This is a genomic window from Streptomyces sp. 3330 (assembly GCF_031456635.1).
Taxonomy (GTDB): domain Bacteria; phylum Actinomycetota; class Actinomycetes; order Streptomycetales; family Streptomycetaceae; genus Streptomyces.
On sequence record NZ_JAVDVA010000002.1, the window covers coordinates 461,533 to 478,881 of the forward strand.

The window sequence follows — 17,349 nt, forward strand, 5'->3', positions numbered from 1 at the left end:
CGTGACTGGGTGGTGCATCGAGGTGGTGACCGGGGTCAGCCCTTGAGGCCGGTGGAGGTGATGGACTGGATGAACGCCTTCTGCGCACCGAGGAAGGCGAGCAGGACCGGCAGCACGGTGATGACGTTCCCGGCCATCACAGCGGCCCACTGGGTGTGATGCTGTCCCTGGAAGGTCGTCAGGCCGAGCTGGAGTGTGTACTGGGTGTCGTGGTTGATCGCGATCAGGGGCCAGGTCAGGTCGTTCCAGGTGCTCAGGAACGTCAGGACGGCGACCGTGCTGAGGGCAGGACGGGACAGTGGCAGAACGATCCGCCACAGCACGCGCAGCCGTGAACAGCCGTCGATCCATGCGGCCTCCTCCAGCTCGCGGGGCAGCGAGAGGAAGAACTGCCGCAGGAGGAACACCGAGAAGGGCGTGACCAGCGACGGCACGATCAGCGCGCCGAGGCTGTCGATGAGGCCGAGCTGCTTCATCACCAGGAACGTGGGGATCATCGTCAGCTGGAACGGGATCGCCATCGTGGCCAGCATCAGGCCCAGGAGCGGCCCGGAACCGGCGAACCGCATCCGGGCGAACGCGTAGCCGCCGAGGGTGCCGAGCACGAGGTTCGCGGTCACCGTGACCAGGCTGACGAGCAACGAGTTGGTGAACCACCGGGGGAACATCGCGTTGCCCAGGACATACCGGTAGCCGCCCAGGTCCAGATGGGAAGGCCACAACGACGGCGGGAAACGGTTGATCTCCGCGTTGCTCATCACCGAGCTGAGCGCCAGCCAGATCAGTGGTACCGCGAAGAGCAGGGCCATCGGTGCCAGCAGCAGGTGCCAGGGGCTGAACGGCAGCCTCGGGCGCCGTCGTCGGGTGCCGGTTCCGGAGGACGAGGCCGCCTGTACGGCGTCGGGTGGGGCGGAGACGGTGGTCATACGGCGGCTCCCCGGAGTCGGCGGCGGACGAGCTGGAGTACCAGGCCGATCAGGCCCAGGCCCACGGCCAGCACATAGGCCGAGGCGGCCCCGTATCCGGCGGTGGCGTTCTTGAAGGCCTGCTCCCAGATGAAGTAGACGATCACCGTGGTGGAGCCGAGGGGGCCGCCCTTGGTGGTGACGTAGACGAGGTCGAACGCCTGGAGGGACTGGATGGTCTGCCACAGCAGCAGGAAGACGGTGACGGGCCTGAGCGCGGGCAGGGTGATGTGGCGCAGGATCCGGATCCGGTCGGCGCCGTCCAGGCGGGCTGCCTCGATCAGCGAGGCCGGCACGTCCTGCAGGGCCGCCAGGTAGATGACCAGGCAGAAGCCCGTACCGCTCCACAGGCTGACAGCGACCAGCACGGGCAGCGCTTGTGACGGATCGTTGAGGAAGCCCTGCGACGGGATGCCGAGGTGGTGCAGTACGGCGTTGGCCGCGCCGAACTCCGGGTCCAGGATGAACGAGAACAGCACGCCCTGCGCGGTCGCGGAGACCACGAAGGGCACGAAGAACAGGGTGCGGTACAGCCCGACGAAGCGGATGCGCCGGTGCAGGGCGAGGGCGAGCAGCAGCCCCACCGCCATGCTCGCAGGCACGTACAGCGCGGTGTAGAGCGCGGTGTTGCGCAGCGCCTGGCTGAAGTGCGTGTCCTCGGCGAGGGCGCGGTAGTTGTCCAGGCCCACCCAACGGCTCGGTGTGACGAGGTCGTCGGCCTGGAAGGACAGCAGCAGCGACCAGATGATGGGCACCACGCTGAGTCCGAGGATGATCAGGACGGCGGGGGAGACGAACGTCCAGGCTGTGGCCGCCTCACCGGCTCGTCTGCGGCGCAGGGCACGCCGGTTGTCCGGGGGCCGGGACACGGTGATCGGGGTGGGCACTCGGGACACGACGAAATCTCCTCAGCGCGGAATGAGCAGTGCGGCGTTGGCGTCGGCGGCGCAGGCGCGCAGGGCCCGGGCGGGACTGCTCCGTCCCAGCAGCACGGCGACAACGGCTTGTCCGAGGGCCTGCGAGATCTGCGGATAGGCGGCGTGCACAGGGCGTACGCGGGCCGAGTCGAGGGTCTTGGTGAACTCGCCCAGGCCCTCGGTGCCGCTCTCCTCGTGCCGCCAGGCGGGCAGGTCGCGGGTCCGGCGGCTGAGCGGCAGGCTGCCCGCGTCGATGTCCCAGCGCACGTCCTGCGCGGGCTGCATGAGCCAGCTCACGAAGGTTTTGGCGGCCTGCTTGCGGGCGGCGCCGTTGTCGAACACCGTCCAGGTGTCGGGGCCGCTGATGGTCATCGGCCGGCCGGAGAAGCTGGGCAGGGGGACGACGTAGTAGTCGATCTTCGCCTGCCGGATGTCGGGCAGCTGCCAGGGGCCGGTGACGGCCATGCCCATCCGGCCGGACATGAAGACCTGGTACATCTGCTCGCTGCCCGGCTTGGAGTCGACGTAGACGCTCTCGTTCCGGGCCAGTGCGGCCACCACCTCCAGGGCCCGGGTCCCGCTGTCGCCGAATCCGATGTGCTTGCCGTCCTCGTCGATGACGTCCCCGCCGAGGTCCCAGATCATCGGCCAGACGCGCCAGACGGTGTCCTCGTCGCCGACGCCGGGCCAGCCGGTACCGAAGCGGCCGCCGTCCGCGTCGGTGAGCGCCTTGGCCGTGGCGACGAAGTCGTCCCAGCGCCAGCCCGGCTCGGGAAGCGGCAGGCCGGCCTGCCGGAAGAGCTGCTTGTTGCAGACCACCGCGAGCGAGTCCAGCAGCGCCGGCGCGGCGCGCACCTGGCCGTTGACGGTGACCGCTCGGCGCGCCGGCGCCCAGTAGTTCGTCCAGGGAGTGACGGAGTCTCCGACCATGTCGGTCAGATCGACGACCTGAGGACTGCGGGCGACGCTCGCCAGGTCGGAGCCGAAGATGTACGCGATGTCCGGGTAGGAGCCGGCGGCGAGGGCGGCCGTCACCTTCTGCAGCATCGCGTCGGCGAGCACCCCGCCGCCCAGCTCGACCCGGATGCGGGGATGGCTGCGCATGAAGGAGGCGATCAGGGATTCAAGGGCCTTCTTGCCGGTGTCGGTCTGGCCGTGCCACATCTCGATGGTCACGGTGCCGTCGGCGCTGACGCCGTCGCCGCTGCCTGCCGCGCAGCCCGAGGCTGTCAGGCCCGCGGCCGCGGCGGTCGCCAGTCCCGCGCCGACGCGCAGCGCGTCGCGGCGTGCGGGCCGCGCGCTGCGGGGGAGCGCATGCATGGATACCTCCGGTGGGAGCTCGGGGACACGTTGTCTTCGTGTCGCTGCGAGGACGCGAACGGTGTGCGTGTCACGGCGCGTCCACCGCGGCGAAGCCAGGGCGGGCCCGGCGGTCTGTGAGCCGCTCAGTGCCGGGCGGGCCGTACGGCACGGGAAGGACGTCCAGGAGGGGGCGTCATGGCGGGCCGTCCGCCGGGAGTCATGCGGATACGGATCATGTCCGAGCTCCACAACGTGGTGGGCACGTCCCCGCCTCGGACGCCGACGCGGTCCTGGCGACTCGGTCCGGACTCCTGATGCGTGGTCAGCTACCGGCTGGGCGTACCTCTGCTGCCGAGTACCGCGACTGCGGCGATGGCCAGGAGTTAAACGACGGTACCGGGCCGCCGTCAAGAGGCCGCACTGTTCGGATCCGCGCGAGACACCGGCGAAACCTGCACGATCGCGCAAGGGCAGTCGGCCCGCGACGGCTCGCGGGCCGCTGTGGGCCGACTCCCTTTCGGGCGCGGTGCGCTAACAGGTCTTGCGCATGTATCCGCCGCTCCCCGCCGGTGAGACGTCGACGTCGCGCTGGACGATGCTGAGCGTGCCGCCCCACCCTCTGCAGGCTTTCGTCCGGCCCGAGTCGGTGTACTCGATCACGATCACGTTGTTGCCGAACGCCCTGGTGTAGTCGCCGCATTCGTCGTACTGGCCGCACTCCTCGGCCACGGCGAAGTCGAGGCCGTTGGCGGTGCGGGTGCCGGCCAGTTCCGAGGTGTTCTTCTGGGCGATGGCCAGCCCGTCCGCGTGGGCGCGGGTGGAGAGCAGCTTGATGAACGCCTGTGCGTTGTTCGCCGTCAGACGATTCCCGGAGCGGGTGTAGCTGTCGTAGTTGTCGGGTTCCACGGCTTGGAAGCCCTTGTCCCGGCAGCCGTCGATCCGGGCTCCGATCCGGTCGGCGATCCGCAGGCGCTTGGCGGTGGTGCTGATGTCGAGGAGGGCCTCGCCCCAGTCCTCGTCGTAGACGACGTTGCCCGAGGAGTCACGCAGCAGCAGATCCGAGGCCCATTCGCCCTCGGCCCCCGGCTGTGCCTGAAAGGCGTTGACGTAGCAGATGTTGTACAGGCCCGCCGCGGGGGAGGCGGTGTGGTCACGGGTGACGACCTTCACGCCGGCCGGAGGGGTGTAGGCCCCGCCGATCTGGTAGTCGAAGCCGGCGTGCGCGGGCGGGAGGGCCACGGCCGCGGCCTGCGTCGAGGTCGCCTGCGCGAGCAGGGCGCCGGTGAGGGCCGCCGCGGCGACGGCCACGCCGGTGATTTTCCGCGAGGCGGTATCGAGATGGCTCATGGAGTGAACTCCAGAGGGAGGGGGTACGTCCCCGCCTCGGACGCGTGGACGCGGTCCTGGCGACTCGGTCCGGACTCGCGGCGCGGGGGCCTGCATACCGGCTGGGCGTACCTCTGGGCACGGAGCCTGGCTCCGGCGTTGTCCGGGAGTAAAGCGACCGTTCGGCTGAATGTCAACGCGACGACGAGCGGCCGTCGGTGCGAGGCGGGTCGGCGATCTCGCGGGGAGGAGACGGATCCCGGCAGGCGTTCTCGGTGTCGCGCGGATCGCCTCGCACGGCTGGAGGGGGCCCGTGGGATGGCTCGGCGAACTGCTCCGTCCACGGTCGGGCCGTGATGACGCGGCGTGTCGTTCCCCGCGTCCGCCCCTCACCCGGCCGACTGCTTCGCCCGCCACCAGCCCGGCTCACGGGTTCCCAGGTTCCGGCGGGCAGGTTCCGGCCCGGTGGAAGGAGAGGAGACCTCCCGTAGGCCGCGGGGTGGACGCACCCGGACGGCGCCGCCGGGGAAGCGAGCCCGTCCGCGGGAGCGGGGGTTCACCCGGTGATCGAGGCGCGGAAGTGGTACCTGTCACCGCGGTACACCGCGGCGGTGAGTTCCAGGGGCTGGGCGTTCTGGTTGAAGGCGAGTTGGGTGGCGACCAGGACGGGCGTCGCGTCAGTGATCTCCAGGAGGCGGCTCTCCTCTTCGGTCGGATGCCGGGCTTCCACGGAGTAGTCGGCGACCTTGGGCAGCTGGGGCGGGTCCGCGCGGCGCAGGGTGGCGAAGAGCGTCTCCGTGGTGAAGTCGGTTTCCGCCAACTGCGGACACAGCCCGAGGGGCAGTCGGTTGTGCTCCAGGACGACGACGATGCCGTCCAGGAAGCGCAGTCGGCGCATCTCGAAGAGTGCCGCCCCGGGGCCGATGCGCAGGTGCTCGGACTCCTGCACCGTGGCTGCTCGGACCCGGGATTCCAGCACCTTGTCCTGGAGGCGGAAACCGTGCTGTGCGGCGTAGTCGGCGAAGCCCCGCACGGACCGGCCGCCCGCGGGAGCCGGCGACTGCCGGGAATCGGGGACCACGCGCTCGTAGCCCCGGGCGAGGAACCATCCCCGGGCCGGCGAGGACTCGATGACGTCGCGTTCGGCCAGTTCGTTGAGCGCGCTGCGCAGCGTGACGCGCGAGACGCCGTACCGGACGGCCAGTGAGCGTTCGGACGGCAGACGGTCCCCGGGTCGCGCGCCGTCGGCGGCGATGTCGTTCAGCAGGCGGGCGGCGACCTGGGAGTACAGCGGCAGCGAGTCGGCGCCGAGCAGGCCCTGGGGAAGAGCGTTGTCCGATGGCATACCAGATGTATACCAGTTTCGGATAAGACCAGTTGCATACCAAAGCAAGACCATTGACGGCCGGAAGGCGTACCAATAGCATCCCGGAGGCGGACCCGGAGACGTCGAGTGCCGGTGTGCCCGCGCTCTTCGGCCATCTCGGCGCGCACGGTCCGGACCGGCGTCCTGACCACGAGGTCCCCGGGACCTGCTCGTCGACCGGATCGGAGATGTCCTGCGCGGCCCCGACCGTGCGTGCCGTGCCCACGACCGTGCGTGCCGTGCCCAAGACAAGGAGGACGTGTGACCATCTCCACCCACTTCGCGAGGTCCCAGGGCGGCGGGGCCGACCACACGGTCGCGGAGATCATCCAGCAGCCCGCCGTGTGGCGTGAGGTCGGTGCGATCGTCGCCGCCGCACGCGAGCGCCTGGACGCGTTTCTCGCACCTCTGCTCGCCCGGAAGGATCTGCGGATCGTCCTGACCGGAGCAGGTACGTCGGCGTTCGCGGGGGAGGTCGTCCGGACGGCGCTCGCACGGGCCACCGGACTCCGAGTGGAGGCGGTCTCCACCACCGACATCGTCGCGGATCCCCGCGCGTCCTTCCCCGGCGACGCTCCCACACTGCTCGTGTCGTTCGCGCGTTCGGGGGACAGTCCGGAGAGCGTCGCGGCCACCCGCCTCGCCGAGCAGATCCTGACCCGTGTGCACCACCTCGTCATCACCTGCAACAGCGCCGGACACCTGGCCCGGGCACACGAGGAGAACACCGCGTCCTATGTCCTGCTCATGCCGGCCGCGGCCGACGACCAGGGCTTCGCCATGACGTCGAGCTTCACCGGCATGCTGCTGGCGTCCCTGCTCGCTTTCGGCGCGCTCCACCCGGACGGCGACATCGAGGCACCGGCCGCGGCGGCCGAGCACCTCACGGCAGGGGGCCTGGACCCGGCCATCGACACCCTGCTGGCCCGCCGACCCGAACGGCTGGTCTACCTCGGCAGCAGCAGCGCGTTGAAGGGGCTGGCCCAGGAGTCCGCGCTGAAGATGCTGGAACTGACCGGGGGAGCGCTCGTCGCGTCCTCGGAGACCTCGCTCGGCTTCCGCCACGGCCCCAAATCGGTGCTGAACGACCGCACGGCCGTGGTCGTGTACGTCTCCAACGACCCCTACACACGCCGCTACGACCTCGACATCATCGCCGAACTACGCGCCGGCCACGCGCCCGCCGACGTCGTGGCCGTCGCCGCGTCCCCCGACGGACTGCCCGAGGACGGCACCTGGCTGCTGCCCGGACTCGCCGCCGCCGACGACGCCACCCTCGCCCTGCCCGCCGTGGTCGTCGCACAACTCCTCGCACTGCGTTCCTCCCTGGCCCGGGGCATCCGGCCCGACAACCCGTTCCCCTCGGGAGAGGTGAACCGCGTGGTGCGGGGAGTGACCGTGCACCCGCTGCCCGAGCGACCCCACGACGTCCCGTAGCAGCGTCCGGAACATGCCGAGCGGAGGAACAACGATGTTTCTGGGTGTAGACGGCGGAGGCACGAAGACAGCTTTCTGTCTGATCGACAGCTCGGGCACCGTCCGGGCCCGAGCCCTCGGCGAAGGCGTCTACTACTTCGCGGACCACGCCACCGGCGGCGTCGACCACGTGACGCGGATCCTCGCACGGGGGATCGAGGCCGTGACCAGGACCGCGGGCATCACGCCCGCGGACATCCACCATGCGTTCCTGGGCCTGCCCGGCTACGGAGAGGTCCCGGGTGACGTCGACGCCCTGGACGCCGCTCCCGCGCGGGTGCTGGGGCACCAGCGCTACGCGAGCGACAACGACATGATCTGCGGCTGGGCCGGTTCGCTGGGAGCGGCCGACGGCATCAACGTCATCAGCGGCACCGGCTCGATGGCCTACGGCGAACGCCAGGGGCGCGGCGTGCGCACCGGCGGCTGGAGCGAACTCTTCAGCGACGAGGGCTCGGCGTACTGGATCGCCGCCCGGGCGCTCAACATCTTCTCCCGGATGAGCGACGGCCGGCTGTCCGAAGGCCCACTCGCGCAACTGCTGCGCCGGCACCTGAAACTGACCTCGGACCTCGAGGTGATCGACGTCGTACTCAACCGCTGGCAGGGGCACCGCAGCGAGATCGCCGCACTGACCCCCCTGGTGGTCGAGGCGGCCCGGGCGGGCGACACAGAGGCCGACGCCGTCCTCGCCGAGGCCGGCAGGGAACTGGCCCTGCTCGTGGACAGCGCCCGACGCGGGCTGGGCTTCACCCCCGATGAAACGGTCCCCGTCTCCTACTCCGGCGGCGTCTTCCGCTCGGCCCGCGTGCTCGACGCGTTCGCCGCCGCGCTCCGGGCCGGAGCGGCCGGATACGAGCTGCGGCGACCCCTGTTCGAACCGGTGGTGGGCGCCGCGATCTACGCGGCCAAGCTCGCCGGCCGCCCGCTCGGCGCCGCAGCGATGAGCGCCCTGCGCTCCAGCGCGGACGTCACCCCCGTGGAGAGCGGTGACGGCGATGCGTGAAAAGCCTGCTCCCCGTGCCCGTCGCGGTCCGCATGATGGGCGGACTGCCCGGCGCCCCCTGGCAGGCCCCCGCGCTCACCGGCGGCGCACAGGGCATCAACTCCGTGGGCGCGCCGTCCCTCGTCATGGCGCTCAGCCGCGGCAAGGACGGTGTCGTCGCACCAGTCACCGATGCCCTGGCGCCCGTCCTCACGATCGTGCTGTCGCTGGTGGTCCATCAGACAGTGCCGACCACAGGCCCGACGGTGGGCATCGTCCTCACCCTCGGCGGATCGACGTCGACGCTCTACGCGGACGAGGAGCGCGAAGAGCGCCCCGAGCGTCCGGAGCCGTCGCCGGTCGGACCGTGAGCCCCCGCCGCCGACGGTGCGCACCTGCCCCGCTCAGGCCTCGCCGATGGACCGGCACGCCGACTCGCCACTCACACCTCCCCGTTCGAGGAGTACGTCCATGCCCATGGTCCCCACCGGAGACCTTGTCACCCGGGCCGCCACCCGGCGTAGTTGCGTCACCGCCTTCAACGTCATCACCCTGGAGCACGCGGTAGGCATCGTGATGGGTGCCGAGTCCGTCGGCCGGCCGGTGATCCTGCAGATCAGCGAGAACGCGGTGCGGTACCACGGCGGACGGCTCGCCCCCCTCGCGCTGGCAGCGTCATCGATAGCGCGGACGGCGGCGGTCGACGTCGCCCTGCATCTGGACCATGTCACCGACGTCGAGTTGCTGTACCAAGCGGCCGACGCGGGCTTCTCCTCGGTGATGTTCGACGCCGGGGCACTGACCTACGCCGACAACCTCGCCGCGACCGCGGCGGCGGCGGACTGGGCACATGAAGCAGGCCTCTGGATCGAGGCCGAGCTGGGATACGTCGGCGGCAAGCCTGACTCTCCCGCGAGCGCGCACGCCGACGGCGTGCGCACGGACCCGGCGGAAGCCGTCGACTTCGTGGCGCGTACGCGGGTGGACGCCTTGGCGGTCGCGGTGGGCAGCAGCCATGCCATGACCGAACGGACCGCGGCCCTGGACCACGCGCTCATCGCACGTCTCAGGGAAGCCGTTCCCGTCCCCCTGGTGTTGCACGGGTCGTCCGGGGTTCCCGGCGAGGAACTCCACGCCGCGGTCCTGGCAGGCATGATCAAGATCAATATCGGGACGGCGCTCAACGTCTCACTGACCCGCACGGTGCGCGACGTGCTGTCCAGGGACCCGGTGCTGACGGACCCGCGCAAGTACCTCGGCCCGGCCCGCGACGCCGTCGCGACGACCGTGCGAGACTTCCTGACCGTGCTGGCGGCCTGACCTCACGGCACACCGCGTGCCGTTCGCTGATCCGGCGCCGGTGCGAGGCTGAACCGTTTCGGGCCGGCCGATCCGCCGGGCAGCGGCCGCTCCGACATCGGACAGGCTTTCCCGGGGTTGCATGGCCTTGATCAGGTGACTCCGCCGATGCCAGGCTCCACTGACGGCGGGTGACAGCACAGACGGAGTGCCCCTGGCAGAGCCCTGCATCGGCAGGACCGTCTCCGGAGACCTCCTAAGGTCCTGCCGTGAGGGACACCTCCAACGGGGCGCCGGTCTTCGCCCGCGCCTCTTCCTCGGTGACACCCGGAGCGAGGGCCATGAGCCGCAGGCCGTCCGCAGTCACGTCGATGACCGCGAGGTCGGTGATGATCCGGTCGACCACGCCGGCGCCGGTCAGAGGAAGGGCGCAGTCGTCGACGATCTTCAGACTGCCGTCCTTGGCGACGTGATCGGTGAGCACCACGATCCGGCGGGCCCCGACCACGAGGTCCATCGCGCCGCCCATACCTTTGACGAGTGCCCCGGGGATGGTCCAGTTCGCCAGGTCGCCCCTCGCGGTCACCTGTAGGGCACCGAGGATGGCGATGTCGATGTGTCCGCCGCGGATCATGCCGAAGGACGCCGCGGAATCGAAGTAGCTCGCACCGGGGTTGACCGTGACGGTCTGCTTACCTGCGTTGATGACGTCAGCGTCCTCCTCACCCTCCCAGGGGAACGGGCCGAGACCGAGGATGCCGTTCTCGCTCTGAAGGGTGACCTGCATGCCTTCGGGGATGTGGTTGGCCACGAGGGTCGGAATCCCGATCCCCAGGTTCACATAGTCTCCGTCGTTGAGTTCGGCGGCTGCGAGCGCCGCCATCTCGTCACGTGTCCAGGCCACGGGGCGCTCCTAGGCTCCGACGGTCACGCGGGGGCGGACCGTGCGCTTTTCGATGTCCTTGATCCGCTCGCGTGCGACCACCAGGTGGTCGACGTAGACGCCGGGCGTCGCGACCGATTCCGGATCGATGAACTGCTCGGTGAGGTGCTCGGTCTCGGCGATCGTCACCCGGCCGCACGTGGCGACGAGGGGGTTGAAGTTGCGCGCGGTGGCCCGGTAGGTGAGGTTGCCTGCCTGGTCAGCGGTGTGCGCGTGCACGAGCGCGAGGTCGGCGACAACGGCGCGCTCCTGCACGTGCACGTGACCGTCGAACTCGGCATGGGGCTTGCCTTCGGCGACGGGCGTTCCCACGCCGGTTCGCGTGTAGAAGGCCGCTATCCCCGCCCCGCCGGCCCGCATGCGCTCGGCGAGGGTGCCCTGCGGAGAGAACTCCACGTCGAGAAGCTTGTCCAGGTACTGCCCGGCAAACAGCTTGTTCTCGCCTACGTAGGATGCGATCACCTTCGTGACCTGGCGGTTTTCCAGCAGGAGGCCGAGCCCCTTGCCGTCGACGCCCATGTTGTTGGACACGATCGTCAAGCCGGTGACACCGCTGTCACGCACTGCCTCGATGAGATCGTTCGGGATGCCGCAGAGACCGAATCCACCGACAGCGATCGTGATGCCGTCAGCCAGCACATCTGCCAAAGCGGCTTCCGCAGTCGCGCGAATCTTTGACAACTCATCCACCTCACGTGCAGTCCGTTCATTGTCCGAGCGCCACGAGTCAAACGGGGGCTTGCCTGACAACGCAAGGAGCGGGACGTTCAGGGGGAGAAAGTGATCGGGTGGCGAGCTCCGGTCAGTGACCGCGTCCACTGAGTGAACGTACGCTGATGTCATGACCCCACCCACGGCAGCTCACCTCGTCGGCAGAGTCGGCGCGGTACTGCGCTCCCTGTCGATGGTCAACGAGGCCGGAGCCGGCACCGCGGAGTTGGCCAGGGCGGCAGGCCTGCCGAGACCGACCGTGCATCGGCTGCTCGTCTCACTGGCCGACGAAGGGTTCGTCGACCGCGATCAGCGCAGCGGCCGCTGGTTCCTCGGACCCGAGCTGTACCTGCTCGGCGAGGCGGCCGGTCTGCGCTACGACGTCACCCATCACGCACGCGAGAGCGTGCACCGGCTCGCGGTCGCCACGGGGGAGAGCGCGTTCTTCTCCGCGCGCAGGGGTGACGAGACAGTGTGTCTGCTGCGAGAGGACGGGGACTTCCCGATCCGGTCCTTCGTGCTGTACGAGGGCGCACGGTTTCCGCTGGGTGTCGTTTCGGCGGGCCTGGCCGTGCTGTCGTTCCTCGACGACGCCGAGATCGACGGCTACCTGGAACGCCGGGACCTGGTCGGCCAGTGGGGCCAGGCACACGCGCCGGACGTGGTACGCGAGCGCATCGCGCAGACACGGACCGACGGCTACGCCGTGAACCCCGGACTCGTCGTGGAGGGCAGCTGGGGTATGGCGGCGACCGTGTTCGACCGCGCCGGACAGCCGGCCTGGGCACTGACACTGACCGGGGTGGAGACCAGGTTCCGCCCCGAGCGCAGAACCGAACTCGGCGCGCTGTTGCTGCGCGAAGCGCACGCGCTCAGCCGCACCCTCACCTCCGGGATGTCCGTCCGCCGGTGACCGCTGTACGCCTGCGAGCCATGCCCCGACCCGGTCGGAGCACGGCGAACCACGAAACCTTCCGCGGTCGCCGTGGCCGATCCGCCCGGGCTCTCAGGGCAATCACTCCCGCGAAGCCAGGTGCTTCTGGAGACGGGCGTGGCGGAACTGATAGACGGGCCCGCTGGTACGGAGGAGGTTGCGGCGGCGTGCGTCCTCAAGAAAACTCATCAGACGGAGAGGCGTGCCTTCCTCCGCCGCGAGCTGCACGGCGGTGAGGGCGGTCGCCACGGCGAGGTTGCTGACCGGGCCGGTCATGGCGGACACCACCAGTGCTGCCGAGACCCCACTCGCCAGGCCGGTCCCCAGCCCGACCCACCAGGCCAGCAGAGGCGCCGTGAACAGTGCCGCCGCGAGTCCGGTGAGCAGGCCGAGTACCAGCCGTGTCCCGATGTGGTGCCGCCAGGCCTCGCGCGGACCGATCGAGCGGGTCTCCGCCACGGCCGGGCGGTTGTGGAACTCCCGCACGTCGTCGTACCAGGCGCCTGCCCCGGCGGACAGGAACGGTGTCCCGGCGACGATCCGGTACCCGCGGCCCGTCACGAGCACCCCGGTGAACCCCAGCGGCAGGGTGGTGAGGTAGCAGAGCCAGGCCGGTGGCGTGTGACTGCCTGGGAGCAGCGGACTGGTCAGGGTGGCGAGAGTGCCTGTGGCCAGCCATTCCACCACCCCTGATATCACCGCTCCGCGAGTGAAGATGTCCCGCCAGCCGGCGCTTTCCAGCGTGTCCCGCCATTCCGAGCTTCTCAGCCGCTGGGGATCGCTGAGCTCGGTGAAGCGGTCGGCGGCCGCCCATCCGCCGACGAGTGCGGAGGGGATTCCGATCAGCCAGGTGTACACGGAGTGCGTCAGCATCCAGACCAGGACGATGCTGGGCACGCCGCACAGCACTGTGACCGCCGCCCCTACGGCGAGCGCCCTCGGACGGGGGTGTGCCCAGCCGGGGATGTGCCACCACGGCAGGTCGGAGGTGTTGTCCTGACTGAGGCGCCGGGCGATGTACCGCAGGGTCTGCTCGGCGGTCTCGGCGGACCACCGTGGGCAGTCCCCCGGCCGTGGGGTGTACGCGGCGGCGACGACGCGGTCGAGCAGATGGTCCTCGATCGCCTCGCGAGTGGCGAAGCGGCGCTTGTCCAGCAGCTCATCGACGGAGTGGTCGTGGGCGTAGACGTCGCGCACCAAGGTGACTGCCAGCGGACTGGTCAGTGCCTCGGCCACCGCGCCCCCGGGTTCGGCCAGGAGGTGTTCGGTGAATGCCCGCCACGCGGGTGGTGGCTGCTCGCGAGACTTGTCGAGCAGATATTCGATCGCGTCGGACGGGGTGAGGGGCAGGATCTCCAGAGCCACCGCACCGCCCAGGCCGCCCCGCTTCGCCGTCAGCACGGCCTCCTTGGCGCGGGAGATCAGGATCAGCCGGAACGGCGCCTGTTCCAGCGCGCTCACCATGGCGTTGCGCAGCTTGCCGCCGACCTCGTCCAATCCGTCCAGGAACAGCGCGACGCGACCCGACTCGAGCAGTCGCCGGGCCTGCTCGCGCCCGCCCCGGTCCTGGAACAGGGTGTAGCGGCGGGTGAGCTGGCACGTCGCCCACTTCGTCGGGCTTTGCCGGGACGGATCCCAGCCGTCCAGGGTCAGCAGCACCGGAACCGGGATGCACGCCCTGTCCTGCGGGGCGGCGGCAGCGCGGTGTCGCAGCGCGTCCAGGAGCAGCAGGGCCGCGGCAGCCGACTTGCCCGCCGCGGGCGGCCCCACGAGGAGTATCCGGCCCGAGGCCAGGCCGCCGTACACCGCGTGCAGCTCGGTGAGCCCGCCGCCCCGGCGCAGCTGCTCGCGGGTCACCGCGGCCAGACCCGGCAGCGCGGTGAATCGGGCTCTTCTCCCTTCTGCGGTGGCGCCGGCGACCCGGTCCGTGACCTTCCGGTGCGTCACCCGCCAGCGGACCGGCAGCGGAGCGGGTACCAACAGCCGCCGCCACTGGGCTTCTTTGTCCCACTCGACGCCCACCACTCGTGCCAGTTCGTCCGCCGGAGCGTCGAGCGGTGAGGGCTGCAAGGCATAGTGGTTCACGTTCAGGGTGCTCTGCGCACCGGTCTGGAAGGCGACGGGGCCGTGGAAGGAGTTGCCGGTCACCCCTCCGGGTCCGTGACTGCTCATGTTGCCGCCCCGAAGTGGTCGTCCTGACGGCTGTGGCCGCCGGCCGCGAAGGCCACCGAGCCGTGGACGGTGGTGCCCGAGACGGCCCCTCCGGTGTCACGGTCGCCGAACTCCTCCTTCAGGGAACTTGGTTCGCACATGGACCGCTCCCGGTCTGGCTCTGCCGGGCTCTCCGAGGGGGACGTGCACTCGCCCTGCCGCCACCGGGCCGGCCTCGCGCACCCTTGCTCCCGTCTGTCCTCGTCCGCGACGTCCAGAACGGCGGCGGGACAGGCGAGTCGTCCCAGAGCGTCGTCCTCGTCCCCCGGATCATTCCGGCCGACGAGCCAGGCGCGCCGTGCCTTGAACCGCACCCGGAGCTGCGAGTCGGCTGCTCCCGCCGCTGCTGTGCCTCCCGCCCCAGCAACCGCGACCAGCGTCTCGGTGAGCATTGCCTGCCCCCCCCAATCCATGCGAAATCAGGATCGGGACCTTAGTGCCACGCGCATGCGAACCAGACCGTTTTGTCGATTTCGGTCAGAGTGGTCACGTCGCACATGCCGACCACGGTATGGAGGGGAACGAGACCGCGACCTCTTCAGCAGGCCGTGGCTGACGCAGTCGCGCAGAAAGAGGGAATCGATGCCGTGGCATGTGGAGCGCGGAACCTCCAGTGGTCTGACGGGGCTCGGTACTCCCTCGAGGTCGGTGGTTCGCTGCGCCCCAGCGGCCCTGACCATCCCCGCTCCATCCCGCTGGCCCGCCGGAAACCGGGCCCGCCGCAGCAGGACCGCCCCGGCCGACGTCGTCGCCCACCCGGTCGGCGGGCGAGCCGTACCGCCGACCGGGTGAGCTGGATTCGCAGGAGGACCGCTATGAGCGCGGTGCGTTCGATACCGCAGGATCGGGCGGGCGCACTGTGCCGAGCCGGGAGATCTGCACGGCCGTGCTCTGCGCGATGGCCGCGGCCAGTTCCTTCGCTTCGGCGGCCCGACCTTGGGTGCGCTCGCCCGCGCAGAGCATGCGGGACTGCGTGAGGTGGGCACGTAGGGCTTCGGTGAGGATCCGGTCGAAGGCCGTGCCGGTCGTGGCGCCCGCCTTCGCGAGGGTGTCGAGGCCGACCATGCCGGGCATGTCGTGCCCTTCGTGGGGGCGGGTGTCGGGGACTCCGGAGCGCTTCAACAGGGCGCGCAGACGGACCAGGTCCTCACGCAGCCGCCGTGCGGTCTCGGCTGCCAGCGCCGCCACGGCTGGATCTCCCTCGCGTGAGGGTGCCAGATCGGTCAGGAGTCGCGCACGCTCGTCCATGGGGATCATCAGCTGGATCCATGCGGTGTCGGTGGCGTTGAAGGCCGTTGCCGGCGGCGGGCCGGCTGTCGGCTGCACCGCGCAGCCGACAGCCGGCAGCGCCAGGGCCGAGGCGCATACCGACCGCAGGATCAGAAGGTACCGGCGGAGTTGCACTTGGCCTTCTGGGTGATGCAGTCCTTCACGCGCTGCCCGAGAGCCGCGTTGTCCCAGGCGTTGAAGAAGTCACCGTGGATGGACGACGCCATGCCCGAGGCCAGCCGGAAACCCGCCGCACTGCCGCTGGTCGGGTAGCTGAAGACGAAGGAGACGTTGGGGATGGCGACCGGGTAGGCGCCGCTGCACTTGCCGTCGTACGTGTACGCGACGTGCGACTTGTGGTCGGGGCTGTCCAGGTTCTTGCCGTCCCAGCAGTCGGGGAAGACGAGTTGGTGGGTGAGGTGGGCCTTCGGGGCGCAGACCGGCCAGTTGCCGTCGGCGCTGCGGCCGATCTCGCCGCCCTCACCGGAGCACCAGAACTGGCCGGTCGACCCGGCCGGGGTGGGCGTCTGCGCCTTCGCGTTACCCGCGATCATGCGGAAACCCTGCGGGAAGGGGACGGTCGCGGACGGCTGGTCGATCCGGGATCCGTAGTAGACGATCATCCCCTCGGGTTCGACGGCCTGGTCGCCCTCGTACAGGGTGGGGATCCAGTAGGCCGACAGATCCTTGGCGGGAGTGCAGCTGGTCGGTGTGTGGGCCAGCAGGGACTCGGTGCTGGAGAACGCGTCGGTGCTCTTGTTGCCGAAGAAGCTGTGCATGTGGGACGCGCCGGGGAGACCCGGCAGGACGATGGGGTCGTCGGGCTTGGAGTGACTGTAGGTGCAGGTGGCGTTGAACTCCGGGACCCGGACCACGCCGGCGGGCACCGCGGCCGGTGTCATCGCACGGAACTGCGCCAGCTGGGCGTTCCACTTGTCCTGGTCGACGGGTATCCAGCCGGGCGCCGGCCCGTCCCCTTCACCGACGAAGGAGAACCAGTTGATATTGACGAAGTCCTCAGGTGCGGTACTGCGCAACACGGCGAACACCGCCTGCGAACCGGTGGGATGGGTGGTGACATCGGTGGCCCGGGTCGCCCAGCTCTGCCATCCGCCGGTCGGCGAGGTCTGCACGACCGCGAGCAGCGGACCGGTCAGGCTCGCCGTGTGCAACTCCACCGTGCCCGAGCCGACGGCGGAGGCGATCCGGGCCGAGACCGTCAGGCGGCCGGCGGCGCCGAGGTCGACGTTGTCGAAGCGCATCCAGTCGCCGTCGGCGAGATAGGCCGCGTTCTGTCCGCCGCCGGCGTCCGCGGTGGCCTCCAGCACGACGCCGGACTGGGCCGCGTAGGACTCGGCCTGCACGGTGCCGGTGGCGGCCCGCGCGGTCTGGGCCGACACGGTCAGGCTCAGGGCGGCGGCCAGCACGACCGCGAGAGTGCCCACTAACAGGGTGTACAGAGGGACGGGATATCTGCGCATCTCACTTCCTCACGTGCGTCGGGTCCGGGAAGCGCTGCTCCCGGAGGGCAGGAACTTCGCTGGGGAATGCGTCTCGGACGTGTGCGAGGCCGGTGCCCCGGGCGCTCCGAGGGGTCTGGACGGAGCGCGCGGGGGGGTCGGGACGGCGAGCCCGGGGCGTCGGT

Annotated in this window: 16 protein-coding genes; 5 read left to right on the top strand and 11 right to left on the bottom strand. The window is 70.3% G+C overall.

The window, feature by feature from the left end:
- Positions 1–35 precede the first annotated feature (35 nt).
- The 5 genes from J2X68_RS05495 to J2X68_RS05515 all read right to left on the bottom strand — a co-directional run bounded on the left by J2X68_RS05495 (position 36) and on the right by J2X68_RS05515 (position 5,855).
- On the bottom strand, positions 36–926 hold the full coding sequence (locus J2X68_RS05495; RefSeq protein WP_310431286.1) for a carbohydrate ABC transporter permease: 891 nt from the start codon (positions 924–926) through the stop codon (positions 36–38).
- Positions 923–1,861, bottom strand: coding sequence for a sugar ABC transporter permease (locus tag J2X68_RS05500; RefSeq protein ID WP_310431287.1), 939 nt, complete (start codon positions 1,859–1,861; stop codon positions 923–925). The genes J2X68_RS05495 and J2X68_RS05500 overlap by 4 nt, the downstream gene beginning before the upstream one ends.
- A 12-nt stretch (positions 1,862–1,873) precedes the next feature.
- Complete coding sequence (locus J2X68_RS05505; RefSeq protein ID WP_310431288.1) at positions 1,874–3,202, bottom strand: ABC transporter substrate-binding protein; 1,329 nt, start codon at positions 3,200–3,202, stop codon at positions 1,874–1,876.
- A 513-nt stretch (positions 3,203–3,715) separates the two neighbouring features.
- Positions 3,716–4,531, bottom strand: a complete 816-nt coding sequence (locus tag J2X68_RS05510; RefSeq protein WP_310431289.1) for an endo alpha-1,4 polygalactosaminidase — start codon at positions 4,529–4,531, stop codon at positions 3,716–3,718.
- Between the two features lie 535 nt (positions 4,532–5,066).
- Positions 5,067–5,855, bottom strand: a complete 789-nt coding sequence (locus J2X68_RS05515; RefSeq protein WP_310431290.1) for a GntR family transcriptional regulator — start codon at positions 5,853–5,855, stop codon at positions 5,067–5,069.
- A 282-nt stretch (positions 5,856–6,137) separates the two neighbouring features.
- Between J2X68_RS05515 and J2X68_RS05520 the strand changes: the two genes are divergently transcribed.
- The 4 genes from J2X68_RS05520 (at position 6,138) to J2X68_RS05535 (ending at position 9,657) form a co-directional block, all read left to right on the top strand.
- Positions 6,138–7,313: an SIS domain-containing protein gene (locus J2X68_RS05520; RefSeq protein WP_310431291.1), complete on the top strand. Its 1,176-nt coding sequence runs from the start codon at positions 6,138–6,140 to the stop codon at positions 7,311–7,313.
- Between the two features lie 34 nt (positions 7,314–7,347).
- Positions 7,348–8,358 (top strand): BadF/BadG/BcrA/BcrD ATPase family protein, encoded by a 1,011-nt coding sequence (locus tag J2X68_RS05525; RefSeq protein ID WP_310431292.1) that lies wholly within the window; start codon positions 7,348–7,350, stop codon positions 8,356–8,358.
- 14 nt (positions 8,359–8,372) lie between these two features.
- Complete coding sequence (locus J2X68_RS05530) at positions 8,373–8,708, top strand: hypothetical protein (protein ID WP_310431293.1); 336 nt, start codon at positions 8,373–8,375, stop codon at positions 8,706–8,708.
- A 100-nt stretch (positions 8,709–8,808) separates the two neighbouring features.
- Positions 8,809–9,657: a class II fructose-bisphosphate aldolase gene (locus J2X68_RS05535; RefSeq protein WP_310431294.1), complete on the top strand. Its 849-nt coding sequence runs from the start codon at positions 8,809–8,811 to the stop codon at positions 9,655–9,657.
- Between the two features lie 235 nt (positions 9,658–9,892).
- Here J2X68_RS05535 and J2X68_RS05540 read toward each other — a convergent pair whose 3' ends face one another.
- Together J2X68_RS05540 and J2X68_RS05545 are read right to left on the bottom strand one after the other, a co-directional pair.
- On the bottom strand, positions 9,893–10,540 hold the full coding sequence (locus J2X68_RS05540; protein WP_310431295.1) for a 3-oxoacid CoA-transferase subunit B: 648 nt from the start codon (positions 10,538–10,540) through the stop codon (positions 9,893–9,895).
- A 9-nt stretch (positions 10,541–10,549) separates the two neighbouring features.
- Entirely contained in the window at positions 10,550–11,260 is a 711-nt protein-coding gene (locus J2X68_RS05545; protein ID WP_310431367.1) for a CoA transferase subunit A, read from the bottom strand.
- A 160-nt stretch (positions 11,261–11,420) separates the two neighbouring features.
- On the opposite strand from J2X68_RS05545, the gene J2X68_RS05550 reads away from it, so the two are divergent.
- A complete protein-coding gene (locus J2X68_RS05550; protein ID WP_310431296.1) occupies positions 11,421–12,203 on the top strand; it encodes an IclR family transcriptional regulator in 783 nt (260 codons plus the stop codon).
- Between the two features lie 102 nt (positions 12,204–12,305).
- Here J2X68_RS05550 and J2X68_RS05555 read toward each other — a convergent pair whose 3' ends face one another.
- The 4 genes from J2X68_RS05555 to J2X68_RS05570 form a co-directional block, all read right to left on the bottom strand.
- Positions 12,306–14,396, bottom strand: coding sequence for a hypothetical protein (locus tag J2X68_RS05555; protein WP_310431297.1), 2,091 nt, complete (start codon positions 14,394–14,396; stop codon positions 12,306–12,308).
- Entirely contained in the window at positions 14,393–14,536 is a 144-nt protein-coding gene (locus J2X68_RS05560) for a hypothetical protein (protein WP_310431298.1), read from the bottom strand. Before J2X68_RS05560 ends, J2X68_RS05555 begins: the two co-directional genes overlap by 4 nt.
- Positions 14,537–15,248: 712 nt before the next feature.
- On the bottom strand, positions 15,249–15,839 hold the full coding sequence (locus J2X68_RS05565) for a DUF305 domain-containing protein (RefSeq protein WP_310431299.1): 591 nt from the start codon (positions 15,837–15,839) through the stop codon (positions 15,249–15,251).
- The gene (locus J2X68_RS05570) at positions 15,815–17,149 is read right to left on the bottom strand and encodes a DUF1996 domain-containing protein (protein ID WP_310431300.1); all 1,335 of its coding nucleotides are present in this window, start codon (positions 17,147–17,149) and stop codon (positions 15,815–15,817) included. The genes J2X68_RS05565 and J2X68_RS05570 overlap by 25 nt, the downstream gene beginning before the upstream one ends.
- Positions 17,150–17,349 lie beyond the last annotated feature (200 nt).